Below are 25,505 nucleotides of genomic sequence, written 5' to 3' on the forward strand. Positions count from 1 at the left end.
GGCGACGCGCTCACGCTGTGATTCGCGCACTCCAGTCCAGATGATGCCGGTATGCCCACCCTCGTTCCGCCCCGACGTCGTTGCCCGCGCTGGCGGCCACGAGTTTCTCCACCCGGGCGCGGCGCAGCCGGTCGTAGGCCGCGAACGCGGCGGGCGCGTCCGGGAGATCGCGCAGGCATTGGCCGAGCACCACCGCGTCTTCCAGCGCCATCGACGCGCCCTGCCCGGCCGCGGGCGACGCCGCGTGGGCAGCGTCCCCGGCCAGCACCATCGACGACGTCGACCAGACGCGGGTGGTCGGCAGGTCGTAGGAGTGGCCGCCGTGCACGTCGTCGCCGGTCGCGGCCACGATCGCGGCGCACGGCAGCGGGTCGTCGGCGAAGGCGGTGTGAGCGAACTCGCGCCAGCCTTCCGGGGTGACGGCGGCGATCTCGGCGCGCGAGCGTTCGGAGTCGGGGACGCGGGCGAACCAGAACGTCGCGCCGTCCGGAGCGGTGGTGTAGCCGAACGCGGCTCGGCTGCCGCGGAACATCCGGTAGATGCCGGGGGCGGCGGGAAGTCCTTCGGCGCGGGTGTAGCCGTAGACGACGGTCAAGCCGGTGAAGCGCGGCGGCTCGGCCCGCGGGTCGATCAGGGTGCGCACGACGGAATGCAGTCCGTCCGCGCCGACGAGCACATCGCCGGACTCGGTGGTGCCGTCCTGGAACGTCGCGGTGACGCCGTCGGTGGCGGAGACCAGGCGCTTGCCGTGCACGATCTCGACGCCGCGGCGTTCCGCTTCCTGTTGCAGCGCACGGTAAAGCGCGGCACGGGTGAGGGTGCGCGGGCCGTCGAGTTCGCGGTCGAACTCGTGCGCGCCGAGCGTGGTTCCGTCCGGACCGACGACTTCCATGCCGGTCGAGGCGAAGGACGCCTCGATCACCGGGGAGTCGGCGTCGATCGCCCGCAACGCGTTCATGCCGTTGTGCATCACCACGAGGAACGCGCCCGCGTCCGCTCCCCCGCTGGCGTGCCCCTCGAACACGACCGGCTCGTGCCCGGCCAGCTGCAGCGCCATCGCCGCGACCGTGCCCGCGACTCCGCCGCCTGCGATCAAAACCCGCATCGCGCCCCCTGGATACGACCGTGCCGCCGCCACCGTAGCGGGTGGCGGCGGCACGGAACCAGTGCTCAGGCGCGCTGCGCGACCGCGAGCCGCACGCAGACGGCGAGGGCGCGGACGGCCTCCTCCACCTCGGCCAGCTCGGGGAAGGTCGGCGCGATGCGGATGACCGCGTCGGCCGGGTCGTCGCCGTGCGGGTGGGTGGCCCCGGCCGGGGTCAGCGCGACGCCCGCCTCCTTGGCCAGCCGCACGACCTCCTTCGCGGTGCCCTCGGGCACGGTCAGCGAGATGAAGTAGCCGCCGGTCGGCTTGGTCCAGGTCGCCAGGTCGGCCAGCTCCTCGGAGAGGATGCGCTCGACGGCGGCGAACTTGGGCGCGATCAGCTCGGCGTGCTTGCGCATGAGCTCGCGGACGCCGTTGGCGTCCTTGAGGAACAGCGCGTGGCGGAGTTGGTTGACCTTGTCCGGGCCGATGGTGCGCTTGCTCAGCACGCTCTGCCACCAGGCCAGGTTCGCCTCGGACGCGCCGAAGAACCCGACGCCGGCCCCGGCGAAGGTGATCTTCGAAGTGGAGCCGAACACGAACGCGCGGTCCGGGTTCCCGGCCTCGGCGCAGAGCGTGAGGATGTCGGCCAGCTCCGGCTCGTCGTCGGTGAGGTGGTGCACCGCGTAGGCGTTGTCCCAGATGATCCGGAAGTCCGGCGCGGCGGCGGGCATCGCGGCGAGCCGCCCGGCGACCTCGGCGCTGAAGGTGACGCCGGTCGGGTTGGAGTACTTCGGCACGCACCAGATGCCCTTGACCGCGGCGTCGTCGGCCACGAGCTGCTCGACGACGTCCATGTCCGGGCCGGTTTCGGTGATCGGCACCGGGATCAGCTCGATGCCGAACCGCTCGGCGAGCGCGAAGTGCCGGTCGTAGCCGGGCACCGGGCACAGCATCGCGATCCGGGGCTCGTCGGCCCAGCGGCGCGGGGCGCCCGGCAGGGTGCTGAGCATCGCCTGGGCGATGGTGTCGTGCATCAGCTCCAGGCTGGAGTTGCCCGCCGCGAACAGCTGCTCGACCGGCACCTGCAGCGCGCCGGCGAAGATGCGGCGCAGCTCCGGCAGCCCCTTGAGCCCGCCGTAGTTGCGGGTGTCGGTGCCGTCCTCGGCCTTGTACTGGCCGTTCGGCAGCGTCAGGAGATCTGCGGAGAGGTCGAGCTGCCGGGGCGACGGCTTGCCGCGGGTGATGTCCAGGGACAGGCCGCGCTCGACCAGCGCAGCGTAGTCGCGACGGGCGGTGTCGACGTCGACAGGAGCTGTGGTCATACCACCACGCTAAACCGCTCGCGCAAGCCAGTTCGGGTGACCCCCGGCTCGCGTGGGCTAGCGTGGGTGTTGTGCGGTACCTGGTGCATGCCGAGCAACGGCAGTTCTCCTTGCGGGACAAGGACGCCTGGCGTCCCGGCGACGGCGGATGGACCGACGAGGCGGTGTCCGCGCACCGCGTCGCGGTAGAGCCGTCGTCGCTCTCCGTGGCGACCGCGCGCTCCGATTGGGTCGAGGTCGACGTGTCGGTCGCCGGGGCGGCGCCCTCGGTGCGGCCGGACGCGTCCCACGTCGTGGAAGCCGATCTCGACGTCCCCGGCGGCGAGGCGACGCTGGCCGGTCCCGCCGACTACGAGCGCCAGGTTCACCGGATCGCGGTCTCGCCCGGCCGGTACCGGGTCCGAGTGTCCTATGTGGAAAGCGGCCCGCCGGACGCCGAATGGCACGACCACGAATTCGGCGAGCATTTCCGGTACGTGCTGGACCTGTGGCCGTCCGCCGAAGCCGCCCCGGTCGCGGTGCTGCGCCAGGGCGCCGAGGTCTGGGACGGCTGAATCCCGTTGGCGGCGCGCGGACCGGGACGGCAGACTCGGCGGCATGCAGTGGATCACCACCGAGATCGGCGAAGAGTTCGTGCGCGGTGCACTTGAGCTGGAACGCACGCCGCAGGGCCTGCTGCCGCACCGGCTGACCGCACGGGCACGGGCGCAGAACACCGACAGCAGGCTCGCGCTGGCCGAGTCCCAGCCGTCCGGCGTGCGGTTGGCGTTCCGCACCGAATCGACCGCCATCGAACTGGACACCCACCGCACGAAGGTCGGCTACGTCGGCCTGCCGCCGCTGCCGGACGGCGTCTACGACCTGGTGCTGAACGGCCGTCCAGCCGGTTCCGCCACGGTGTCCGGCGGCGACGAACTGACCCTCGACATGATGACCGGATCCGGCGAAACCCGCCCCGGCCCGCCCGGCACGGTCCGGTTCTCCGACCTGCCTTCGGGAGTCAAGGACGTCGAGATCTGGTTGCCGCACAACGAAACCACCCGGTTGGCCGCGCTTCGCACCACCGCCCCGATTTCCCCGCTGCCGCCCGCACGGCGCGCCTGGCTCCACCACGGCAGCTCGATCAGCCACGGCACCGGAGCGGCAGGCGGGTCCCAGACGTGGGCCGCGCTCGCCGCCGCGGCGGCCGGGGTGGACCTGGTCAACCTGGGCTTCAGCGGGAGCGCGCTGCTGGACCCGTTCACCGCACGGGCGATGCGGGACACGCCCGCCGATCTGATCAGCGTGAAGCTGGGAATCAACGTGGTGAACGCCGACCTGATGCGACTGCGCGCCTTCAGCCCGGCCGTGCACGGTTTTCTGGACACGATCCGGGAGGGGCATCCGGATGTCCCGCTGGCGGTGATCTCGCCTTGGCTGTGCCCGATCCACGAGGACACGCCGGGGCCGGGTGCGCCAGTCTTCAGCGCCGGAACGCTGCGGTTCACGGCGACCGGGGATCCGGCTGCCGTGGCGGAGGGGAAGCTGACGCTGAAGGTGATCCGGGAGGAGCTGGCGCGGATCGTGACCGCCCGGGAGGATCCGGGGTTGTATTACGTGGACGGGCTTTCGCTGTACGGGGAAGGGGATTTCGCCGCGCATCCGCTGCCCGACGAACTCCATCCGGACGCGGCTACGCATCGGGTCGCGGGGGAAAGGTTCGCCAAGCAGGTGTTCGGGGCTGGCGGTCCGTTCGCGGGATGAGGCCCGGTCTGCACCCGCATGACCGCTTGCTCGCGTACGTGAGGGGAACCCTGAGGGACTCTGATTCCCTCAGGGTTCCCCTCACGTACAGCGCGGCGCAGGGCACAGTGATCCAGCGCCGGGCCGCGACCCGACGGCCCCGGCTGCTAACTTCCGCCTCATGGCGGACCACACTCTCCGGGCAAAGCTCACCGACTCCGGCAGCGGCGTCCTGCTCTTCGGCATCACCCCGCCGCGCCTCAGCACCTCGCCCGAGCGGATCCGGGAGATCACCGCCGCCACCCTCGCGCGGCTTGGCGACCTCGACGTCGACGGCCTCGCCCTCTACGACATCGACGACGAGAGCGACCGCAATCCCGAGGAGCGGCCGTTCCCCTACCTGCCGACCCTCGACCCGGCCGCCTACCACGCGGACTATCTCAGCGAGTGGGACCGGCCCGCGGTGATCTACCGGTGCGTCGGCAAGTACCCCGGGGACGAGCTGCGGAGCTGGCTGCGGACCGCCGACACCGAACGGGTGCTGTCCGTCTTCGTCGGGGCCTCCTCGAAGGGCAAGGACGTCCACACCCGCCTGTCCGAGGCCCAGGAACTGCGCCGCGAAGTCCGGCCGGACCTGCTGCTCGGCGGCGTCGCCATCACCGAGCGGCCCGACGAGCACCTGCGGCTGATCGCCAAGCAGCAGGCCGGCTGCGCGTACTTCATCTCGCAGGTGGTCTACAGCGCCGACGCGGCCAAAAGCATGGTCTCCGACTACTTCTACGCCTGCCGCGACCAGCAGCTCGAACCCAAACCCGTCCTGTTCACCCTGTCTGTCTGCGGGTCGGCGAAAACGCTGGCGTTCCTCAAGTGGCTCGGCGTCCACGTCCCGCGCTGGCTGGAGAATTCCCTGCGCCACGCGGACGACACGCTGGCCGAGTCCTACGAGCAGTGCCTGGCCACCGCCTGCGACCTGGCCGCTTTCTGCCGCAAGCTCGGCATGCCGTTCGGCTTCCTCGTGGAGAGCGTGTCGATCCGCAAGGTCGAGATCGAGGCGTCGGTGGCCCTCGCCCGAGAGGTCGGCGAACTGCTTGGCCGGACGGTTACAGCGGATCCAGCGCGGTGATCTTCCACTGTCCGTCGGTGCGATGCGCGGTCACCGACAGCTGCCCCACCGACGATTGCGGGGCACCGCCGCCCGGCAGGATCGTTTGCTGGTCAAGGAAAAGCAGCAGGCTCGCGTCATCGCCGTGCAGGGAGCGGACTCCGATCGCGCGGACGGTCGTCGTCCGGACGAGTTTCTCGTTCGTCGCGCGTTGGCGGGCCGCGGCGAATTGGCTTTGGTACTGGCCCACGGCTGAGCCGGTGAGGACGTCGCCCGCGGCGCGAGCGGTGCGGTCCAGGTTCGCGTAGTCGTAAGAAAAGACCGCCTTGACCGCGGCGCTGACCTGGTCGGTGACCTGCGCCGTCGCGACCGGGTCGACCATCGCTTCGTCGTCTTCGGGTTGCAGCAGCGACGCTTGCACGCCGAACCACACGGCGCACGCCAGCGCGACCGCGGCCACGCCGGCGGTGATCGTCCGCCGGTTCACGAGCCCACCGCCTGGACAGCGCCGATCTTCCACGCGTCGCCGTCTCGCGCGAAGTCCACGGCCAGGCGCGCTTGTTTCGCCGAAGGCGCGCCATCGCCGGTGCTCACGCGGACGTTCAGGACCGCGATCAGCCTTGCCGTGCCTGCTGAAGGATCCAGGTCGGTGACAGCGGCTTGCACCAGCGAAGCTGTCGACACGATCTTGGCGCGCTTGGCCCGGTCGATCTGCATCTGACGGTCGCCGGACAGGTCCTTGCCGTACTGCCCGGTGGTCGCGGCGATCCAGCGGTCCACGTCGACCGCGCTGGTGCGGTAGTCGATCGTGTTGAGCGTGACCAGGCTCGTGCTCGCGGCGGCCAGCACGGCGTCCCGGGCGCGGCCGCGGGCGAGGCTGTCGTCCTGCGCCGCGCTCCACCACGACCAGCCGAACCACGCGGCGGCCAGCACCGCGACGACGGCCAGTGCGGTCAGCACCCGTCCGCTCAGAAAGGGCCGACCCGCGACGACCTCGTCGGCAGCGTCATCAGTTTCCGCGGTATCAACAGCCATCACGAACCGCCCAGCAACGCCCCGAGCCCGCCCTTCAGCGGCGCGGTCAACTGCCCCAGCAAGCCCGGCAACTGCTGCTGCGAGCCCTGGTCCGAAGGCGCGGAAGCCTTGGGCGCGGCCGGAATCGCGGGCGGCTTCCCCGCGTACGGCGCGTTCTGCGCCCCCCGAACCTCAGTCGGGCTGCCCGGCGGCTCCGCGCAGTAAGCGTTCATGTTGACCGGCGCTTCGCTGGTGTCGTTGGCCGGACGCTGCTTCGTGCCCTCGTACCCCTTCGTGCACGAATGCGGGTCGAAGAAGTTGAACACCACGCCCAGATGCCCGGTGCCGTCCGGCGAGGTCGTCGGCGAGAACGCCGAGATCACCGGATACGCCACCAAAAGCTCCTCGATGGCGTCCTTCCGCATCGAGGTGACCTGCGCGGTGGTGAGCGAGTTCGCGAACAGCACGCCGAGGTCGGTCCCGGACGTCGCCAGCACGTCGCTGATCTGCCGGCTCAGCTGCGGAGCCTCGTCGATCACCTTGCGGATGGCCGGATCCGACGATTTCAGCTGCCCGGTGATCGTCTTCAGCCCGGACGCGAACGCCGTGATGTTCTGCGCCTGCCGCTCCTGCGTCGCGAAGACCGTGCGCGAATTCGCCAGCAACCCCTGCGTGTCCGGCACGTACTGCGCGGCCGTCGCGGTGAGAGAACTGGTGCTGTCCAGCAGTTTCTGCAGCTGCGGACCGGAACCGGCGAAGGCGTCGTACGTCTCGTCCACCACGGTCTTCAACGACTCCGGGTGGACACTCGCGACCAGGCCGTCGAGATGGGTCAGCACGGAATCCGGCGTCGCGGGCAGCGACGTGCGGTCCTGCGTGATCACCGCGCCGTCCTCCAGGTACGGGCCGGATTCGCGGTCCGGCAGCAGGTCCACGAACTGCTCCCCCACCGCCGACCGGTTCGCGACCTGCGCGTGCAGCGCGGACGGGATGTCCGGGCCGCCGGAGTCGATGTCGAGCCGGACGTCGATGCCTTGCGGGGTGAGCGTCATGGCCCCGACCCGGCCGACCGTGACGCCGCGGTAGGCGACCTCGGAGTTGACGAAAACCCCGCCGGAGTCGGCGAGCTTGAGCGTCACGTGATACCCGCGGTTGCCGAAAATGCGGTCGAGACCGGCGTAGTGCCCGCCCGCGTACGCTACCGAGACGATCGCGATCGCGAAGAACACCAGCAGCTGGATCCGGACTTTGCGCGTGTTCATCAGCCGCCTCCCAGCAGACCGCCGAGCAACCCGCCCAAGCCCGGTTTCGCTCCGCCCGTCGCCGGTGTGTTGGGCAGCGGCAACGGGAGCTGCGGCAGCTGCGGCGTCCCTTGCCCGGCGGCGGGCGGCGCGCCCCCGGTCGGGGGAGGCGTCGGCAGCTGGAACGGCGGCTGCGACGAGTTCGTGAAGTTCTGCACCAGCTTGTCGAGATCGAGGTTGATCCGCGCGTCGACGTTCGCGTAGTCGCCCTTGATCACGTTGCCCGCGTAGTCCGGGAACGGGTAGGTGAGCAGGATCCGCAGCGCGTTCGGCAGGTCCTTGCCCGCCGCGCTGAGCTGGCGCAGCGTCGGCTCCAGCGCCTTGAGGTTCGCGATGAGCTGGTCCCGGCTGCGGTTCACCGTGTCGACCGCGACGCCGGACAGCTTGTTCAGCGAGTTCAGCATCGCTACCAGCTGGTCGCGCTGGTCGGCGACGATCTTCAGCCCCGGCGCGAGTTTGTCCAGCGCGGTGGCGAGGTTCTGCTTCTGCCCGACGAGCGTGGTGGACAGCTTGTCCAGCCCGTCGATCGCGCGCAGGATCTCGCCCTTGTGCCCGTCCAGCTGGGTGGCCAGTTCGTCCACTCGGGACAGCAGCGCGCGCATCTGCGGTTCGTTGCCCGACAGCGCGTCGTTGAGTTCGTGGCTGATGTTCTGCAGCTGGTCGACGCCGCCGCCGTTGAGCAGCAACGACAACGCGCCCAGCACTTCCTCGATTTCCGGGTTGCGGTTCGTGCGCCCGAGCGGGATCTGCGCCCCGTCGGCGAGCTTGCCGGACGGCTTCTCCGCGGTCGGCGCGCTCAGCTGAACGAACTTCTCGCCGAGCAGGCTGGACTGGCGCAGTTCGGCGCGCGCGTTGGCGGGCAGCTGGACGTCGCCGTTCACCGTCATCGACACCAGCGCGGACCGGGTGTCCGGCGTGAGCGCGATCCGGTCGATCCGGCCGACCGCGACGTCGTTCACCTTCACGTTCGCCTGCGGCACCAGGTCCAGCACGTCGGTGAACAGCGCGGTGACGTGGTACGGATGGTCGCCGACGTCCGGGCCGCCGGGCAACGGCGTCGAGTACAGCCCGTTGAACCCGCCGTCGCTGCACCCGGCGAGCACCAGCACTCCGGCGAGCACGCCCGCCAGCCGTTTGCGGAGGCGTTTCACTTGCCACCTCCGGGTTTCTGCGTCAGCACGTCCGACAGCGGAAGCGGCAACGGCGGCAGCTGGCCGTTCTGCAGCGAGTTCAGCGCCTGCGGGATGGACGGCAGCTTGAGCGTGCCGTCGAGCACCGGCGCGAGCTTCTTGCAGATGTTGCCGAGCGTGTCCGGCAACGGTTTCGGCGTGCCCGCGCTGATCAGCCGGCAGATGGTGAGGATCGGCGGGTTGGTGATCTCGTTCAGGTTGTCGCGCACCGCGATCGTGCCGGACGCCGCGTCGTAGGTGTTGATGAAGTTCGTCGCGCCGACCGGGGCGATGTCGAGCACCTCGGCGAGCGAGGCCCGCTGGTCCACCAGCACCTTGGTGAGCGACGCCAGTTTGGCCACATTGGACGAAAGCCCGTTTTTGTTGTCCGCCACGAACTGTTTCACGTCTCCAAGCGACGTGGACAGCGAATCGAGCGCGGCGCCGACGTCGTGCGAATCGTCGGCGAGGAATCCGCTGACGTCCGCCAGCCGCTGGTAGAACTCGTTCAGCTGACTGTCGCTTTGGGACAGTGCGGAGGTGAAGGAGTTCAGGTTCTTCACCGTGGAGAACAGGTCGTCCTTGGAATCGTCGAGCGTGCCGGCCAGATCGGCGAGCCGGGTGACGGTCGAGTTCAGGTCCTTGCCGTTGCCCTTGAGGTTGGCCGCGGCCGTGTCCAGCAAATCGGAGAACGCGCCGTTTTTGTTGGCCCCGTTGGGCCCGAGCGCGGTGGACAGCTTGTCGAGGCTCGCGTAGAGGTCGTCCAGCTCCACCGGCGTCGCGGTTTTGTCGCGCGCCAGCACGGTTCCGCTCGCGAGCGTCGGGCCGCTGTCGTACGACGGGGTCAGCTGCACGTACCGGTCGCTCACCAGGCTCGGCGAAACGACCACCGCGCCCACGTCCTTCGGGATCGGGACGTCGTCGTTGACCTTCATGTCCACGCGCACCGCTTGGCCTTCCGGCGTCACTGCGGTGACCTCGCCGACCGCGACGCCCAAGACGCGGACAGACGAACCGGCGTAGAGGCCGACGGTCTTCCCGAAGTACGCCGAGATCTTCGTCCCGCCGGTGTCGCGCAGCGCGAAGTAGACGCCCGCTGTGAGCAAAAGCGCTGCCACACAAGCGAATCCGAGCCAGGTAACCAAACTGCGCCCAGCGCGCGTTTCGACAGTCATCGTCCACCCACCCCCTGATCAGGTGCGGAGATCGGCGGCGTACAGCCCTCCGGGTTGATCGAGATTCCGCCCGCCGTGATCGTCGGCGGCAGCAGTCCGCACAGATAGCCTTCGAACCAGCGCCCGTTGCCGGTCGCGTTCGCGCCGACCCGGGCGAACGGGGCCATCAGCTGCAGGCTCCGGTCGAGGTTGCCCTGGTTGCGCTGCAGCACGTCGGTGACCTTCCCGAGCGCGGCGAGCGTCGGCCCGATCTGCGTGCGGTTGTCCGCGACCAGCCCGGACAGCTGCTTCGAGATCTCCTGCGTGCCCTTGAGCAGGGTGCTGATCTGCTCGCGGCGCTGCTGCAGTTCGGTCAGCAGCAGATTGCCGTCGCTGATCACCTGCTGCAGCTGGGCGTTCCGGTCGGACAGCGTCTTCGAGATCTTGCTCGTGTTGGACAGCAGCGCGTGCAGATCGGCGTCGCGCGAGGACACCGTCTTCGACAGCGCCGACAGCCCGGACAGCGTGTCCTTCAAGTACTGCGGACTGTCCTTGAGGGAATCCGACAGCGCGGTGAAGCTCTGCGCGAGCTGCTTGGTGTCGATGTCGCCGACCGTGGTGGACAGCTGGTTGAACGCGTCCTGCAGCTGGAACGGCGTCCGCGTGCGCTGCACGGGGATCGTGTCGCCGGGCGTCTGCGTGCCGCCGCCCTTCGTGTCCAGCGCGAGGTACTTCTCCCCCAGCAGCGTCTTGATCTCGATCGACGCCGTGGACGCGTCGCCGACCCGCACGCCCTTCACCCGGAACTTCACGAGCACCTGCTTGTGCCCCAGCTCCACCGAAGTCACCTGCCCGACCTTGACGCCGGCCACCTGCACCTCGTTGTCCGGCGCGAGCCCGGCGGACTCGGCGAACGCCGCGGTGTAGGTGGTGCCGTTGCCGAACATCGGGATGCTGTCGGAGAAGTACGTCACCGCGGTGATCAGCACGATCAGCACGAGCGTCACCGCGCCGACGCTGGCCTGGTTCCGGTCTTTGAGTCGTTTCACGGGCCACACCTCGGCGCGCGTTCGGTGCCGGGGACCGGAACGATCGGCAGCGTCACGTCCAGCGAGGAAATGCCGATGGTGCCTTCGATCCCGCACAGGTAGTAGTTGAACCAGCTGCCGTAGCTCAGGGTCCGGGTGAACTTCTCCAGGTTCCCCGGCAGCACCTGCAGCAGGTGCTCGATGAGCGGCTGCGAATCGTTGAGGTTGTTCGACAGCTTGCCGAGCTGAGCCACGTCCTGCTGCACGACGGGCCGGGCGTCCGCCAGCAGGCCCGCGGTCGCGTTGGTCAGGTCGCCCAGCGCGCCCACCGCGTCGCCGATCGGCTTGCGCTGCTCGGCCAGGCCGCTCACCAGCCGCTGCGTCTGGTCGACGAGGTCGCCGAGCTGCGGGCCGCGCGCGTTGACCGTGCTGAGCACCTGGTTGAGGTTGTCGATGACCTGCCCGATCACCTTGTCCTTGCCCGCGATCGCCGACGTGATCGACGCGGTGTGCGACAGCAGGCTGGTGATCGTGCCGCCCTCGCCCTGGAACACCTGCACGATCTCGGCGGAAAGCTGGTTGACCTCCTTCGGGTCCAGCGCCTTGAACAGCGGCTTGAACCCGTTGAACAGCACGGTCAGGTTGAGCGCCGGTTTGGTCCGCTCGGGCGGGATCGTGTCGCCGGGGGACAGCATGTCGCCGCCGCTGACGTCGGTGCCGAGCGAGAGGTAGCGCTGGCCGACGAGGTTGCGGTACTTGATCGTCGCGGTGGCGAGCGAGGGCAGCTTGTACGCCGATTCGACGAGGAACCGCACCTCGGCGTAGTTCTGCTCGCCCTGGTCGACCCCGATGGTTTCGACCTGGCCGACCTTCACGCCGGAGATCCGCACGTCGTCGCCGGCCTGCAGCCCGGACGCGTCGGTGAACTTCGCGACGTAGGACGCGGTGTTGCCGAAGTTCGTGTTCGCGATCGTGGTGGCGAGGACCCCGGTGAGCAGCACGGTGACCACGGCGAAGATGCCGATCTTGATCAGCGCGGGAACGAACGACCTCATTTCAGCTCCACCTCCGCCCCGCGGTACAGCGGCCCGACCAGCAGCCCCGACCAGCCCGGCACGTTGTCCGGCGTGGTGTTCAGCGTCGGCGAGACCAGCAGGTCCAGCAGCTTCTGCTCGTCGGCCGACCCGACGATGCTCGGCGCGCCGCCGGTCGAGCCGGACCCGCCGGGCAGCGGGCCGTTGGTGAAGTCGCCGGGCAGCGTCCCGTCCGGATTGTGCGGCGGAGCGGGTTTGCTCGCCCCGTCCTTCACCGCGCCGTCGGGCGGATACTGCGGCCAGTGCCCGGGTTTCGGCACCTGCGGATAGCAGCGCGGGCCGCGTTTGTCGTCGTACTTCGGCTCGTCGACGCCGGGCAGGTACTTGCCGCGGCTCGCCGAGAACTCGATCGTCACGCGGCTGACCTCCGGATGCGCGGTGCCCTTGCCGAACGCCAGCTCCGCGTTCGGCACCGTCCCGGCGAGCTGCTTGAACAGGCACGGGTATTCCGGCGCGTACTTCGCGAGCACGTCGAGCGTGGGCTGCACGGCGGTGGTGAGGCGGATGATGTTGTCCTTGTTGACTTCCAGGAAGCGCGTCAGGTCGGTGGCGGTGCCGGTGACCGAGGAGTACAGGTCGGTCAGGCCCCGCTGTTTCTCCACGATGGTCTGCGTCGTCGTGGTGAGGTCCGACAGCGCCTGCAGCGCGTCCGGCGCGGCCTTGTCGTAGATGCCGGAAACGTTGGCCAGCCCGGTGATGTCGGCCTTGAGATCCGGCAGCGACGGGTTGAGCTTGCCGAGGTAGTCCGACAGCTGGGTCAGCGTCTCGCCGAGCTTCTTGCCGCGTCCGTCGAGCGCGGTGGACACGGCGTTGAGCGTGCTCGAAAGCTTCTCCGGCTGCACCGCCTGCAGCAGCGGCATGACGTGGTTGAGCACCTGTTCCAGCTCGATCGCGGTGCTGCTGCGGTCCTGCGGGATGACGTCGCCCGCCTTGATCGGCCGCTGCGCCTGCTCGGGCAGCTGGAGCGCGACGTACCGCTCGCCGAACAGCGTCTTCGGCAGCAGCCGCGCCGAAACGTTCGACGGGATCACGTCGGTCTTGTCCGGCTGCAGCGCCAGTTCCAGCTCCGCGTGGTCGCCGACCGGCCGCACGTCGCGGATCTCGCCGACGAGCATGCCGCGCACCTTCACGTCGCCGCCGACGCGCAGCTGGCTGCCGACGTGGTCGGTCTCCAGCTTCACGAGCGTGACCGGCGTGAACACCTTGCGGTACGCGGCGATCGTGGTGGTGAAGAACAACGCCGCCACGACCAGGAAGACCAGGCCCAGCAGCTGGTACTGGAGCCGTTTGCGCAATTCTCGACGGGTACTCATCCGGATATCCGCACTGTCGTGTTCGCGCCCCAGATCGCGAGGCTCAGGAAGAAGTCCAGCACCGAGATCAGCACGATCGACGTCCGCACCGCGCGGCCCACCGCGATGCCCACCCCGGCCGGGCCGCCGGACGCGGTATAGCCGTAATAGCAATGGGAAAGAATCACCAGCACGCTGAACACGATCACCTTGGCGAACGACCACAGCACGTCCTCCGGGGGGAGGAACAGCGTGAAGTAATGGTCGTAGGTGCCCGCGGACTGGCCGTAGAGCCAGATGGTGATCTGCCGCGACGCGAGATACGAGGACAGCAGGCCCACCGCGTACAGCGGGATCACCGCGGTGACGCCGGCGAGCACGCGCGTGGTGACGAGGTACGGCATGCTCGGCACGGCCATCACTTCGAGCGCGTCGATCTCTTCGGAGATCCGCATCGCGCCGAGCTGTGCGGTGAACCCGCAGCCGACGGTGGCCGACAGCGCGAGCCCGGCCGACAGCGGCGCGACCTCGCGGGTGTTGAAGTAGGCCGAAATGAACCCGGTGAGCGCGGCGGTGCCGAGCTGGTTCAGCGCCGAATAGCCTTGCAGGCCCACGATGAGACCGGTGAACAGCGTCATCCCGATCATCACGCCGAGCGTCCCGCCGATCACCGCGAGGCCGCCGGTGCCGAAGCAGACCTCGGTGAGCAGCCGCGTGGTTTCGCGGCCGTAGCGGCGGATCGTGCGCGGCGACCAGGCGAGCGCCCGGCCGTAGAACGAAAGCTGCTTCCCGAGTCCTTCGAGACTCGCGCCGGGGCGCGCGATGATCTCCAGCGTCCGGTCGGACGCGCGGGTCTGCTCGATCGGTTCGGCCGTCATGTCACAACGCCTTCGGGGGCACGACTTTGAGGTACACGGCGGTCAGCACGACGTTGATCAGGAACAGCAGCAGGAAGGTGATCACCACCGCCTGGTTCACCGCGTCTCCGACGCCCTTCGGCCCGCCAGCCGGGTTCAGCCCGCGGAACGCGGCGACCACGCCCGCGACGAAGCCGTACAGGAACGCCTTGATCTCGCTGATCCAGAGGTCCGGCACCTGGGCGAGCGCGTTGAAGCTGGCCAGGTACGCGCCGGGCGTGCCGCCTTGCAGGACCACGTTGAAGAAGTAGCCGCCGAGCACGCCGACCACGCTGACCAGGCCGTTGAGCAGCACCGACACGACGATCGCGGCGAGCACCCTCGGCACCACGATGCGCTGGATCGGGTTGACCCCGAGCACTTCCATCGCGTCGATCTCTTCGCGGATCTTGCGCGCGCCGATGTCAGCGCAGACGGCGCTGCCGCCCGCTCCGGCCACCAGCAGCGCGGTGATCAGCGGGCTCGCCTGCTGCACGATGGCGAGCGCGCTGGCCGCGCCGGTGAAGGACTGCGCGCCGATCTGCGTGGTCAGCGATCCCAGCTGCAGCGCGATGACCGCGCCGAACGGGATCGCGACCAAGGCCGTCGGAAGAATGGTCACGCTCGCGAAGAACCAGCACTGCTGGATCCATTCGCGGAACTGGAACGGACGCTTGAAAATCGCCCGCAGGACCTCCCAGGACAGCGTGGCGAGCCTGCCGACCTGAGTCAGCGCCGCGGTGCCCGGGAGAGTGACCGAGCCGCTTCCGCCCACCGCACCTCCCAGTAGTCACCCCCGAGTCTTGCCCATCCCCGCCCGCCGATTTCGGTTAGCGGTGTTCACTCCCGTCCCTTCAGCCCCCAGCCGTCACCCTAGGCCCACCAGCACCGATCACAGTTTCAACGCGTGCGTGGCGGTCGCTCCGCCGTCGGCGACGAACTCGCTGCCGGTGCAATACGAACTCTCGTCGCTGCCGAGGAACACCAGCAGCGGGGCAATCTCGTCCGCCCGGCCGACCCGGCCGAGCGCGACCTTCTTGCCCACCCACGACACGTCCACGTCCGCGCCCGCGGCGTCGGACACCATTTTCGTGTCGATCATGCCCGGATGCACCGAGTTGACCCGGATCCCGCGCGCGCCCAGCTCCAGCGCGGCGACCTTGGTCATCCCGCGGATCGCGAACTTGGTCGCGGTGTAGGCGACGAGAAACGGCATCCCGGCCAGACCCTCCACAGAGGACACGTTGACGATGGAGCCGCCGCCGGCCCCCGCCATCGGTTCAACGACCGAGCGCATGCCGAGAAACGCCCCGATCTGGTTGATCCGCACGACGCGTTCGTATTCGGCCAGCGGCGTCTTCGCGAGCTCCGAAAAGTACAGCACCCCGGCGTTGTTGACCAGCACCGTCGGCGGCCCGAATTCGGCCACCGTGGTCTCGACCGCGGCCGTCCAGCCGTCCTCGTCGCTCACGTCGAGGTGGCAGAACAAGGCCGATTCGCCGAGTTCGGCGGCGAGCTGCTCGCCTTCGTCGTCGAGGACGTCGGCGATCACCACCTTCGCGCCTTGCGCGACGAACGCGCGCGCGGCCGCCGCGCCCTGGCCGCGTGCTGCTCCGGTGATCAGGGCGACTTTGCCGGCCAACCGGTCGTCGGTCATGCGTCCTCCGGGTTCAGGGCAGCGAAAGCAGATCGGTCGCGGCGAACATCCGCTCCGGGTCGCGATCGGCGAAATGCGCGCCGACGGTCGCGGCGAGTTCGCCGGTGGTCCAGGCGCCGTTCGCGGTGTCGAACCGCTCCTCCACCGACGGCGGCTTCAGCAACGCGACCATGCCGCCGTGGACGACGAAAACCTGTCCGTTGACGGCGTCCGCGTCCGGTGAGGCAAGGAATGCGACAAACGGAGCAACGTGCTCTACCGACAACGGATCGAGCCCGTTTTCCGGTGCTTCGCCGAAGACATCCGCGGTCATCGCGGTGCGGGCGCGCGGGCAGATCGTGTTGGCGCGCACGCCGTATTTCGCCAGCCCACGCGCCGCGGACATGGTGAGCGCCGCGATGCCCGCCTTGGCCGCCGAGTAGTTGGGCTGACCCGGCGAACCGACCAGAAACGCCTCGGACGCGGTGTTGATCAGCCTGCCGTACACCGGCTGTCCCTCCATTTTGGAGCGATCGCGCCAGTACGCGGCGGCGTTGCGGGACAGCAGGAAATGCCCGCGCAGGTGCACCGCGATGACCTTGTCCCAGTCCTCGTCGGACATCGAGAACAGCATCCGGTCGCGGAGCACACCCGCGTTGTTCACGACGATGTCGAGGCTGCCGAAGTGGTCCACCGCGGCCGACAGCAGTTCCTTCGCGGTCTCGGCCGAGGAGACGTCCCCGGCCACCGCGAGCGCCTTGCCGCCGTGCTTCTCGATCTCGGCCACGACGTCTGTCGCCTCGCCGATGTCGTTGACCACGACGGACGCGCCTTCGCGGGCCAGCGCGAGCGCTTCGGCCCGGCCCAGCCCCGCTCCGGCTCCGGTGACGACAGCGACCTTGCCCTCGAGCGTCATCGAATCGCCCCAGCCCGGTCGTCGTACGTGTTCCCTGCGGCCGATTTCACCCGCGAGCCTCCTCGTCGAAGCCTGCCTGACGAAGCACAGACTAGAATCTGTTCTCGTATTGAGCAAGCCCCGATCAACCGGTCGTGAACAGGGCGTTCTTCGGGCAGTTCGTCACCGCTTGCGAAACACGTTCTACTTCATCCTCCGGAACCGGGCCGATCACCAGGTTCTCGTCGTCGTCGAGATCGAAGACGTCCGGCGCGAACCCCACGCACACCGCGTTGGCCTCGCACAGCGTCCAGTCGACACTGACCTCCATGCTTCCCCCCGCTCGCCGCTCCTGGTACAACTAGAACAGGTTCTAGCTTACCGCCGGGGCCCGGTACGACACCACAACGAGACCGGCGGGGTGGAGGTGACGGGTGCGGATCGACTATACGAGCGAGCAGCAGGCACTGGCCGCTGAGCTGCGGGAATACTTCGCCGAACTGATGACTCCGGCACGGCGGGAAAGTCTCGCCGCGCCGGGCGGAGAGTACGGCGACGGGTTGGCGTACAAGGAAATCGTGCGGCAGCTCGGCAAGGACGGCTGGCTCGCGCTCGGCTGGCCGCGCGAGTACGGCGGCCAGGACCGGAGCATGCTCGACCAGCTGGTTTTCACCGACGAGGCGGCGATCGCCGGGGTGCCGGTGCCGTTCCTGACGGTGAACACGGTCGGCCCGACGATCATGCGCTTCGGCACGCCGGACCAGAAGGCGTTCTACCTGCCGAAGATCGCCGCAGGCGAGCTGCATTTCGCGATCGGCTACTCCGAGCCGGGCGCGGGCACAGACCTCGCCTCGCTGCGCACGCGGGCGACCCGCGACGGCGACGAGTACGTGGTCAACGGGCAGAAAATGTGGACCAGCCTGATCGAGTACGCCGACTACGTGTGGCTCGCCGCGCGCACCGATCCGGAGGCGCGCAAGCACAAGGGCCTGTCGATCCTGATCGTGCCGACCTCCGCGCCGGGCTTTTCCTGGACGAAGGTGCACACGGTCGCCGGCCCCGGCACCAGCGCGACCTATTACGACGACATCCGCGTGCCGGTCACGTCGCGCGTCGCCGAGGAGAACGCGGGCTGGCCGCTGATCACCAACCAGCTCAACCACGAACGCGTCGCGCTGACCTCTGCCGCACCGGTGCGGAAAGCGCTGGCCGACGTCGTGGAATGGGCCCGCGCTGAGTCGCTGACCGACCGCGAATGGGTCCGGACGCACCTCGCGCGCGTGCACGCCTACGCGGAGTACCTGAAGCTGCGGAACTGGAAGATCGCCTGGGCCGCCGCTGCCAGCGAACTCGGCCCGGCCGAGGCGTCGGCGACCAAGGTGTACGGCACCGAGATGGCGATCGAGGCGTACCGGCTGCTGATGGAGGTGGTCGGCACGGCCGCCGTGGTGCGCGACGGCTCCCCCGGCGCGGTGCTCGCGGGACGGCTGGAACGGCTGCACCGTTCGGCGTTGATCCTCACTTTCGGCGGCGGCACCAACGAGGTGCAGCGCGACATCGTCGCCGCCACCGCCCTCGGCCAGCCCGTGACGCGTTAGGAGTTCTCCCGGTGGACTTCTCTCTCACCGAAGCACAAAACGACCTCTCCGCCCTTGCCCGGCGCATTCTCGGCGACCAGGTCACCGCGGAATCGCTGGGCCCGCACGGCTCCGGCGGCTTCGATGCTCCACTGTGGACGGTTTTGGCCCGTTCCGGAGTCCTCGACGCCGCCCTGCCCTCGACAGTCGGCGGCGGCGGTTTCGGGTTGCTGGAACAGTGTTCTGTCCTGATCGAGATCGGCCGCGCGGTCGCTCCGGTCCCCTATCTGTCGTCGGTCGTCCAGGCCGGTTCGGTGCTCACCGATCCGTTGCTGGCTGAGAAATGGCTGCTGCCGGTTTCGCGCGGCAAGGCCGTACTCGCGGTCGCTTTAGGCGGTTCGTTCGTCGCTTCAGACGGACGCCTCACCGGTACACAGACCGCCGTCCCCTTCGCAGCCTTCGCGGACGCCTTACTCGTCGAAGCCAACGACGGCGTGTACATCGTCGAGAAGGACGCTGTTGGTGTCTCTATCGAGGCGCAGTCCACGACCGACCACGCCGACGCTGGTCTGGTGACACTTTCCGACACCCCCGGAGTCGCTCTCGGCGATGTCGGCGAACAGTTGCGCCTTCGCGGCACTCTCGGCGCTTGCGCGCAACAGTTGGGCGTCTTGGAACGCGCGCTCGAACTGACCGCCGACTACACGCGCGAGCGCAAGCAGTTCGACAAGGTGCTGGGCAGCTTCCAGGCCGTCCGACACCGTCTCGCCGACGCGTACATCGACGTCGAAGCCGTACGGCTGACGCTGTGGCAAGCAGCCTGGAAACTCTCCGAAGGCCTGCCCGCCGCCGCTGACGTGGCCACGGCGAAGTTCTGGGCCGCCGAAGCCGGACACCGCGTCGCGCACACCGCGGTGCACCTGCACGGCGGTGTCGGCATCGACGTCGAGCACCCCGTCCACCGCTACTTCGCCGCCGCGAAGCGCCTGGAGTTCACCAGCGGCGGCGCGACCGAACAGCTGTTGGGCCTCGGCGAACTGGTGGTCAGTCCAACGGCGTGATGTGCCGCAGCCGACGCGGTCCGGTATCCGGCCGCGTCGGCGGCGCGCCCACCACCAGCCGCGCGTTGGCGACGAACGCCCCGTCCGGCGACGCGAGGATCGGATCCAACGCCAACGACCGCACCTCGGGGTTGTCCTCGGCAAGCGCCGCCACGCGCAACACCATGTCCTGCAACGCCGCGAGGTCCGCGGGCTCGTCACCGCGATACCCCGTCAGCAACGGCGACGTACGCGGCTCACGGATCAGCGTCGCCGCGTCGACGTCGGTCAACGGCACCGCCCGGTACGCGCGGTCCCCGAGCAGCGTGCTGACCAATCCGGACAGCCCGAACGACACAAGCGTGCCGAACGACGGGTCGTCCTGTAGCCCGATCGCGCACGACAACCCCTTCGGCGCCATCTGTTGCACGTACACGTCTTCGTCGCCCGACACCGCACACAGATCCCGGTACGCACCGCGTACGGAGTCTTCGGACATCAGGTCAAGCCGTACGCCAGCGAAGTCCGGCCTTCCACGCAGCCTCTCGTCGACGGCCTTGAGCGTGACGGGATACCCCAGCTCAGCCGCCGCGGCCACTGCGTTGCTCTCACTGGACGCCACCCGGAACGGCACCACATCCACGCCGTAACAGCTGAGCAACCGCACCACGTCGTCATCAGACAACAGCGTCGAACTGCCGTCCTCCGGCAACAACTCGCGCACGATCTCCTGTGCCTGCTCGACATGCAATCCGCCAGGCCGCACTAAGGTCCCCTGCGGCCGCTGCCGCCACGCCGCGTACCGCACGACACGCGCCAACGCGTTCACCGCGCGCTCCGGACTCGAATACGACGGAATCGACCCGCGCGTCGGCACCCCGTCGTCGGACAACACCGCCAACTCGTCCGGTACGCCTTCCGCAGCGAGGAACGTCGAGACGATCGGCTTCGACTGCTTCATCTCCGACACCGCTTCGCGCAACGCCCGCGCGTACGCAGCCCCAGGAATCGCCACCGGCGGCGCGAAAACCGCTATCAACGCGTCCGTCTCCGGCGAATCCAACGCCTCGCGCACCGCCGTCGCGAACTCGTCCGGCCCAGCCTGCGGGCCGATGTCGACCGGATCGAACGCCAGCCGCAACCCCTCCGCGCGGGCGGTATCGGCGGCCAGCAACCCGATCGCACTGGAGTTCCCGACAATCCCGATCCGCGGCCCCGCCGGCAACGGCTGATGCGCGAACACGAGCGCCGTGTCGAACAACTGCGCCAGCGACTCGACCCGCACGACCCCGGCCTGCTCGAACAACGCCTGCACACTGGCCTCGTCGACCTCGGCGGAGGTTGCCGCGAGCTGCGGCCGCACCGCATGCCGCCCGGACTTCACCGCCACGATCGGCTTCGACCGCGCCAGCCTGCGCGCGAGCCGTGCGAACTTCCGCGGGTTGCCGAACGACTCCAGATACAGCAGCACCAGGTCGGTATCCGGATCGGTTTCCCAGTACTGCAGCAAGTCATTGCCGGACACGTCCGCCCGGTTGCCCGCCGACACGAACGTCGACAACCCGAGCCCGCGCGATCCCGCGTCGGCGAGAATCGCTGTTCCGAGCGCCCCCGACTGACAGAAGAACCCAGTCCGCCCCCGCTTCGGCAACCGCGGCGCGAGCGTCGCATTCAGCCGGACGTCCTTCGCGGTATTCAGCACGCCCAGCGCGTTCGGCCCGACCACGCGCATCCCGTGCGCCCGCGCCTCGCCGACCAGCCGCAACTCCGCGTGCAACCCGAGCGGCCCGGACTCGGCGAACCCGCCGGACACGATCACGAGCGTCTTGACGCCCTTGGCCAAACAAGCGTCCAGCACCGATTCGACGGCCTCCGCGGGCACCGCCACCAACGCGAGATCGACGGGATCCGGAATGTCCAGCACCGACGGATACGCCCGCACCCCGCGAACCGACCGATGCTCCGGATTGACCGGATAGACGGCCCCCGCGAAATCCGCCGCCAGCATGTTGGCGAACGCGACATGCCCGACCTTGGTGGGATCCGCCGACGCCCCGATCACCGCCACCGTGTCGGGATGGAGCAGATTGTGCACACTCCGCGCCTCCGCGGCTTGCTCCCTCGACCGCGCGACCGCGAGCGATTCCTCCGTGGGGTCGATGTCGAACTCGAGATGCAGCACGCCTTCCTCGATCGCGCGGCTGACCTGGTAGCCCGCGTCGCGGAACACGCGCACCATCGCCGCGTTCTCGCTCAGCACCTCGGCCACGAACCGCCGCAACCCGCTTTCCGACGCCGCCGCCGCGAGGTGCTCCAGCAGAATCGACCCGAGCCCGCGCCCCTGATGCTTGTCGTCGACGACGAACGCGACCTCCGCCGAAGGCCCCTGATCGAGCCGCTCGTAGCGCCCCACCGCGACCACGTCGTCCCCGAGCAAAGCGACGAACGCGACCCGATCGTGGTGGTCCACAGTGGAAAACCGCTCAAGATCCCGCGGCGGGATGCGGGGGTAGGCGCCGAAGTACCGGAAGTACCGCGTGCGCTCGGAAAGCCTGCCGTGCAACGCGACGAGCCCGTCGGCGTCACTGGGCACGACGGGTCGCAAGTGGACAGTGCCGCCGTCGGAGAGGACGACGTCGGCTTCCCAATCGCGGGGGTAGTCGTAGGGATCGCGCTTCCCGCTGGGGGCGGGATGTGCTGCCGCAGCTTCGCCAGCTGTCGGGCCGTGCGCAGCGGAATTCCCCGCGGAATCAGGCTGTTCCGACGCCGCTCGCCCATCCTCGGCCGGGTGCGGAGCGGAAAACCCGCCGGACTCGCCCGGCTCGCCGCCCCGTTCGGGTTCGCCTGGCAAACCGCTCTCTCCGTGCTTGCCGTCGGCGGCCGAACCAGGCGATCCGGCGCTGTCCCTTGCGGAAGCGCGGCCAGGCTCCGCCGGTCCGGCCGCGGCGGGCCTGCCCGCTGGGTAACCGGCGTCCCGGGCAAAGGCGCCGCCGGACTCGCCCGTCGCGCGGACGTCGGGAGCGGAGCCGCCGAGGTCGGGAGTGCCGGAGTTTTCGCCGGGATGGCGAGGCTGGTCGGGCATGGTCAGTCCCTCGGATCGTCCGGGTCGAGGCCGTGCAGCGGGAAGATCGCGCGGCGGGTGTCGCGGATCGCGATGTCCACCGGGTCGTCCGCGTCGTCGCCCCACGGTTTGAAGGCGGTGTCCTTGCCGTCGGTCATCGCGGCGGGAAGTTCGGCCGCCGGGGCCGCGCGCGTGACCGTCGAGACCCAGCCGGGCGGGAGCGGCGTTTCCGGCGGGACGTCGCGGTCCAGCACGGTCGCCATCAGGTGCGTCCACGAACGCGGCACCACGCGGATCAGCTGGTATCCCCCGCCGCCGACGGCCAGCCAGCGGCCGCCCGCGTAGCGTTCGGCCAGGTCGCGCAGGGTGGAGTAGATGGTGCGGTGTCCATCGACCGACAGGGACATGTCCGCCATCGGGTCTTCCTCGTGCGAGTCGACCCCGCACTGCGTGACGAGCAGCTGCGGCTGGAACTCCTGCAGCACAGCGGGAACCACCGCGTCGAACGCGCGCAGCCATCCGGGGTCCCGAGTGTGCGGCGGCAGCGGGATGTTCACCGCCGTGCCGGCCGCCTTGCCCTTGCCGACCTCGGCGGAATAGCCGGTGCCGGGCCAGAGCGTGAACGGGTGCTGGTGCATCGAAACAGTCAGGACGCGCGGGTCGTCGTAAAACGCGGCCTGGACGCCATCGCCGTGGTGCACGTCGGTGTCGACGTACGCGATGCGGTCGAAGCCGTGGTCGAGCAGCCACGAGATGGCGATCGCGCAGTCGTTGTAGATGCAGAACCCGGACGCGTGATCGCGCATCGCGTGATGCAGCCCGCCCGCGATGTTGACTGCCCGCCGCACCTCGCCGTCGGCGATCTTGCGTGCGGCGAGCAGCGTCGAGCCCACGACCAGCGCGGTCGCGTCGTGCATGCCGGGGAACACGGGGTTGTCGTCGGTCCCGAGCCCGTGCCCGACGTCCCAGCTCACGTTCGGGGCTTCCCGCACGGCGGCCAAGTACTCGGGCGCGTGCACGCGGAGCAGTTCCTCGTCGCCGGCCGCAGTGGGCACGAGCAGTTCGACGCCGTCGAGCACGCCCAGCTCGGTCGCGAGCCGCACGGTGAGGTCGAGCCGGACGGGGTTGAACGGATGTTGCCCGCCCAGGTCGTACTTCAGCAGCGACGGATCCCAGACAACTGCAGGCGACGACATGCCCCGCACTGTACTTCCCCAGCGCGCCCCGAGCCGGGTTTCCGCGGGGGCGCGGAACTCAACCACATGCCGCTTCAGCCGCCATGCCCCGAGCCCGGTTCCGCGGCGGGGCGAAACTCAGCCGCGCGTCCAGACGACGCCGCGGGCTTCGTACTCCAGCATCTCCTCCAGCCCGGCCGCCGCGTCGGAGCCGAGTTCCCGTTTCACCAGCCATAAGGCCAGGTCGAGCCCGCTCGTGATGCCGCCCGAGGTGACCACGTCGCCGTCGTCGACCACCCGGGCTTTCTTGACCACGCCGCCCTGCTGGACAAGCGTCTCGACCGCGCCGTGGTGCGTCGTGCACGGACGCCCGCGCACCAGTCCGGCCGCGCCGAGCAGAAGCGTGCCCGTGCACAGCGACGCCAAAGTCAGCCCTTCGCGCTGCGCCGCGGCAAGCGCGTCCGGCAGCACCCGGCGATCGATCTCCGCCCAGATTCCCGGCCCTTTCCGTTTCCCGTAACCGCCGCCCGGCACGACGATGATGTCGGCGTCCTGCGGGGACCAGCCGCGCTCGACCTCCACCTTCGTGCCGTACGAAGCGCGCACGACGCCCGGCCCGTCCACGCGCACGTACGAAACGTCTGTGCCGCGCTTCGCGTGCATGCCCGCCGCGGAGAACACCTCGTACGGACCGGCGAAGTCCTGCTCCTCGACGCCGTCGAACAACACGACCTGCACCCGCAACGGCCGCCGCCCGCCCACGGCCTCAGTCGCCGCCGACCCGGTCGACGCAGCCCCGGTCGCCGCCACAGCCCCAGGCGTCGCCGCAGCCGAAGTCCCGGCCGCAGTCCCAGCCGTCGCCGCAGCTCCGGTCGCCGCCGCGGCCCCAGTCCCAGCCGCAGACCCGGTCACCACCGCAGCCCCGGCCGGCACCGCCGCCGCGGACGTCGCCCCCATCGCCGCTCCGGCCGCCGCCGACCCGCGCAGGAATGTCCTTCGCTCCATGAACGCCGCCTCTCGCCTGGAAAAGCCTTCCGGACGAAAAGTCGGCCCGCGGCACCGAAAGTTCCGGCGAATTCAGCCGCGCTCAGGACCGGTGGCCGCCGGACGTTCCGGATCGCGCGACCAGTGCGACCACGACCCCGCATACAGCGCGGCAGGCTCCGTCCGCCCCGCCACCTCCAGCGCGAGCACCACCGAGGACGCGGTCACGCCCGAACCGCAGTAAGCGCCGACCGGAACGCCCTCGGCCAAACCGAGCGACGCAAACCGCTCGGCCAGCTCGGACGGCGACTTCCAGCGCCCGTCCGCGCCCGCGTGCTCGGACGACGGCGCGCTCACCGCACCCGGGATGTGCCCGGCCCGCGGGTCGACCGGCTCGGTCTCGCCCGTGTAGCGGACGTGCGCCCGCGCGTCGAACAGCACGCCTTCGCGCGCGAGCGCCGCCGCGTCGTCCGCCGACAGGACCCGCATGCCGCCCGGCCGGACCTCGATGTCGCCCGGCTCCGGCGACGGCGCCTCGGCCGTCACTTCCCGCCCCTCGGCCAGCCACGCTGTGTAACCGCCGTCGAGCACCGCGACCTCCGGATGGCCGGCCCAGCGCAGCAGCCACCAGGCCCGCGCGGCGACCGAACCGTCGGCGTCGTCGTACACGACCACCGCGCGCCCGTCCCGAACGCCCGCTTTGCGCAGCTCACGCTGCAGCACCGCCGGGTCGGGCAGCGGGTGGCGGCCGCCGTCTCCGGGCGGAGCGGCCAGCGCCGTGTCGAGGTCGACGAACACCGCCCCGGGCACGTGTCCCTCCTGGTAGGACTCCGCTCCGGGCGGTCCGCCGAGCCGCCAGCGGACGTCCAGCACGACGGGACGCTCGCGATCGGGGAACGCGGCGAGCTCAGCGGGCGAGATCAACGGTCGCATGGCCCCCATCCTGCAGGTCCGGA

The 25,505-nt window shown here is 69.7% G+C and carries 24 protein-coding genes; 5 read left to right on the forward strand and 19 right to left on the reverse strand.

From position 1 onward, the window contains the following. Nucleotides 1-10: 10 nt before the first annotated feature. On the reverse strand, nucleotides 11-1,105 hold the full coding sequence (locus ABD156_RS06895) for an FAD-dependent monooxygenase (protein WP_344267861.1): 1,095 nt from the start codon (nucleotides 1,103-1,105) through the stop codon (nucleotides 11-13). Nucleotides 1,106-1,170: 65 nt separating this feature from the next. Beyond that, nucleotides 1,171-2,409, reverse strand: coding sequence for an aspartate aminotransferase type Ic (locus ABD156_RS06900; RefSeq protein ID WP_344267863.1), 1,239 nt, complete (start codon nucleotides 2,407-2,409; stop codon nucleotides 1,171-1,173). 71 nt (nucleotides 2,410-2,480) lie between these two features. Between ABD156_RS06900 and ABD156_RS06905 the strand changes: the two genes are divergently transcribed. The 3 genes from ABD156_RS06905 (at nucleotide 2,481) to ABD156_RS06915 (ending at nucleotide 5,254) form a co-directional block, all read left to right on the forward strand. Next, on the forward strand, nucleotides 2,481-2,963 hold the full coding sequence (locus tag ABD156_RS06905; RefSeq protein WP_344267865.1) for a hypothetical protein: 483 nt from the start codon (nucleotides 2,481-2,483) through the stop codon (nucleotides 2,961-2,963). Between the two features lie 43 nt (nucleotides 2,964-3,006). Then, nucleotides 3,007-4,152: a GDSL-type esterase/lipase family protein gene (locus tag ABD156_RS06910; protein WP_344267867.1), complete on the forward strand. Its 1,146-nt coding sequence runs from the start codon at nucleotides 3,007-3,009 to the stop codon at nucleotides 4,150-4,152. 160 nt (nucleotides 4,153-4,312) lie between these two features. Then, entirely contained in the window at nucleotides 4,313-5,254 is a 942-nt protein-coding gene (locus ABD156_RS06915) for a methylenetetrahydrofolate reductase (protein WP_344267869.1), read from the forward strand. Here the strand turns inward: ABD156_RS06915 and ABD156_RS06920 are convergent. The 13 genes from ABD156_RS06920 to ABD156_RS06980 all read right to left on the reverse strand — a co-directional run bounded on the left by ABD156_RS06920 (nucleotide 5,232) and on the right by ABD156_RS06980 (nucleotide 17,043). Continuing rightward, nucleotides 5,232-5,720: a hypothetical protein gene (locus tag ABD156_RS06920; RefSeq protein WP_344267871.1), complete on the reverse strand. Its 489-nt coding sequence runs from the start codon at nucleotides 5,718-5,720 to the stop codon at nucleotides 5,232-5,234. The two genes, ABD156_RS06915 and ABD156_RS06920, sit on opposite strands and share 23 nt — an antisense overlap. Further along, nucleotides 5,717-6,205: a hypothetical protein gene (locus ABD156_RS06925; protein WP_344268541.1), complete on the reverse strand. Its 489-nt coding sequence runs from the start codon at nucleotides 6,203-6,205 to the stop codon at nucleotides 5,717-5,719. Before ABD156_RS06925 ends, ABD156_RS06920 begins: the two co-directional genes overlap by 4 nt. A 62-nt stretch (nucleotides 6,206-6,267) precedes the next feature. Further along, nucleotides 6,268-7,509 (reverse strand): MlaD family protein, encoded by a 1,242-nt coding sequence (locus ABD156_RS06930; protein ID WP_344267873.1) that lies wholly within the window; start codon nucleotides 7,507-7,509, stop codon nucleotides 6,268-6,270. Beyond that, nucleotides 7,509-8,699 (reverse strand): MCE family protein, encoded by a 1,191-nt coding sequence (locus ABD156_RS06935; RefSeq protein WP_344267875.1) that lies wholly within the window; start codon nucleotides 8,697-8,699, stop codon nucleotides 7,509-7,511. Before ABD156_RS06935 ends, ABD156_RS06930 begins: the two co-directional genes overlap by 1 nt. Then, nucleotides 8,696-9,892 (reverse strand): MCE family protein, encoded by a 1,197-nt coding sequence (locus ABD156_RS06940; protein ID WP_344267877.1) that lies wholly within the window; start codon nucleotides 9,890-9,892, stop codon nucleotides 8,696-8,698. Before ABD156_RS06940 ends, ABD156_RS06935 begins: the two co-directional genes overlap by 4 nt. Continuing rightward, a complete protein-coding gene (locus tag ABD156_RS06945; RefSeq protein WP_344267879.1) occupies nucleotides 9,889-10,920 on the reverse strand; it encodes an MlaD family protein in 1,032 nt (343 codons plus the stop codon). The genes ABD156_RS06940 and ABD156_RS06945 overlap by 4 nt, the downstream gene beginning before the upstream one ends. Next, nucleotides 10,917-11,954 (reverse strand): MCE family protein, encoded by a 1,038-nt coding sequence (locus tag ABD156_RS06950; RefSeq protein ID WP_344267881.1) that lies wholly within the window; start codon nucleotides 11,952-11,954, stop codon nucleotides 10,917-10,919. The genes ABD156_RS06945 and ABD156_RS06950 overlap by 4 nt, the downstream gene beginning before the upstream one ends. Next, a complete protein-coding gene (locus ABD156_RS06955) occupies nucleotides 11,951-13,306 on the reverse strand; it encodes an MCE family protein (protein ID WP_344267883.1) in 1,356 nt (451 codons plus the stop codon). Before ABD156_RS06955 ends, ABD156_RS06950 begins: the two co-directional genes overlap by 4 nt. Continuing rightward, nucleotides 13,303-14,163, reverse strand: a complete 861-nt coding sequence (locus ABD156_RS06960) for an MlaE family ABC transporter permease (RefSeq protein WP_009075203.1) — start codon at nucleotides 14,161-14,163, stop codon at nucleotides 13,303-13,305. Before ABD156_RS06960 ends, ABD156_RS06955 begins: the two co-directional genes overlap by 4 nt. A gap of 1 nt (nucleotide 14,164) precedes the next feature. Further along, the gene (locus ABD156_RS06965; protein WP_344267887.1) at nucleotides 14,165-14,956 is read right to left on the reverse strand and encodes an MlaE family ABC transporter permease; all 792 of its coding nucleotides are present in this window, start codon (nucleotides 14,954-14,956) and stop codon (nucleotides 14,165-14,167) included. A gap of 117 nt (nucleotides 14,957-15,073) precedes the next feature. Further along, nucleotides 15,074-15,838, reverse strand: a complete 765-nt coding sequence (locus tag ABD156_RS06970; RefSeq protein WP_344267889.1) for a glucose 1-dehydrogenase — start codon at nucleotides 15,836-15,838, stop codon at nucleotides 15,074-15,076. Nucleotides 15,839-15,851: 13 nt separating this feature from the next. Next, a complete protein-coding gene (locus ABD156_RS06975) occupies nucleotides 15,852-16,733 on the reverse strand; it encodes a 3-oxoacyl-ACP reductase (protein ID WP_344267891.1) in 882 nt (293 codons plus the stop codon). Nucleotides 16,734-16,857: 124 nt separating this feature from the next. After that, a complete protein-coding gene (locus ABD156_RS06980) occupies nucleotides 16,858-17,043 on the reverse strand; it encodes a ferredoxin (RefSeq protein WP_344267893.1) in 186 nt (61 codons plus the stop codon). A gap of 103 nt (nucleotides 17,044-17,146) precedes the next feature. Here ABD156_RS06980 and ABD156_RS06985 point away from each other — a divergent pair, with 103 nt between their 5' ends. Together ABD156_RS06985 and ABD156_RS06990 are read left to right on the forward strand one after the other, a co-directional pair. Continuing rightward, nucleotides 17,147-18,310 carry an acyl-CoA dehydrogenase family protein gene (locus ABD156_RS06985; RefSeq protein ID WP_344267895.1) on the forward strand — a complete coding sequence of 388 codons (1,164 nt, stop codon included), beginning with the start codon at nucleotides 17,147-17,149 and terminating at the stop codon, nucleotides 18,308-18,310. A gap of 11 nt (nucleotides 18,311-18,321) precedes the next feature. Next, entirely contained in the window at nucleotides 18,322-19,350 is a 1,029-nt protein-coding gene (locus ABD156_RS06990) for an acyl-CoA dehydrogenase family protein (RefSeq protein WP_344267897.1), read from the forward strand. On the opposite strand, the gene ABD156_RS06995 is transcribed toward ABD156_RS06990, so the two are convergent. From ABD156_RS06995 to ABD156_RS07010, 4 genes are all read right to left on the reverse strand, one after another. Beyond that, a complete protein-coding gene (locus ABD156_RS06995; protein ID WP_344267899.1) occupies nucleotides 19,334-22,411 on the reverse strand; it encodes a bifunctional acetate--CoA ligase family protein/GNAT family N-acetyltransferase in 3,078 nt (1,025 codons plus the stop codon). The two genes, ABD156_RS06990 and ABD156_RS06995, sit on opposite strands and share 17 nt — an antisense overlap. Before the next feature lie 2 nt (nucleotides 22,412-22,413). After that, on the reverse strand, nucleotides 22,414-23,586 hold the full coding sequence (locus ABD156_RS07000) for an acetoin utilization protein AcuC (protein ID WP_344267901.1): 1,173 nt from the start codon (nucleotides 23,584-23,586) through the stop codon (nucleotides 22,414-22,416). A gap of 117 nt (nucleotides 23,587-23,703) precedes the next feature. Then, the gene (locus ABD156_RS07005; RefSeq protein ID WP_344267903.1) at nucleotides 23,704-24,570 is read right to left on the reverse strand and encodes a DJ-1/PfpI family protein; all 867 of its coding nucleotides are present in this window, start codon (nucleotides 24,568-24,570) and stop codon (nucleotides 23,704-23,706) included. 72 nt (nucleotides 24,571-24,642) lie between these two features. After that, the gene (locus ABD156_RS07010) at nucleotides 24,643-25,482 is read right to left on the reverse strand and encodes a sulfurtransferase (protein ID WP_344267905.1); all 840 of its coding nucleotides are present in this window, start codon (nucleotides 25,480-25,482) and stop codon (nucleotides 24,643-24,645) included. Nucleotides 25,483-25,505: the final 23 nt, after the last annotated feature.

This window comes from Amycolatopsis albidoflavus, from assembly GCF_039525725.1.
GTDB classification, from domain to species: Bacteria; Actinomycetota; Actinomycetes; order Mycobacteriales; family Pseudonocardiaceae; genus Amycolatopsis; species Amycolatopsis albidoflava.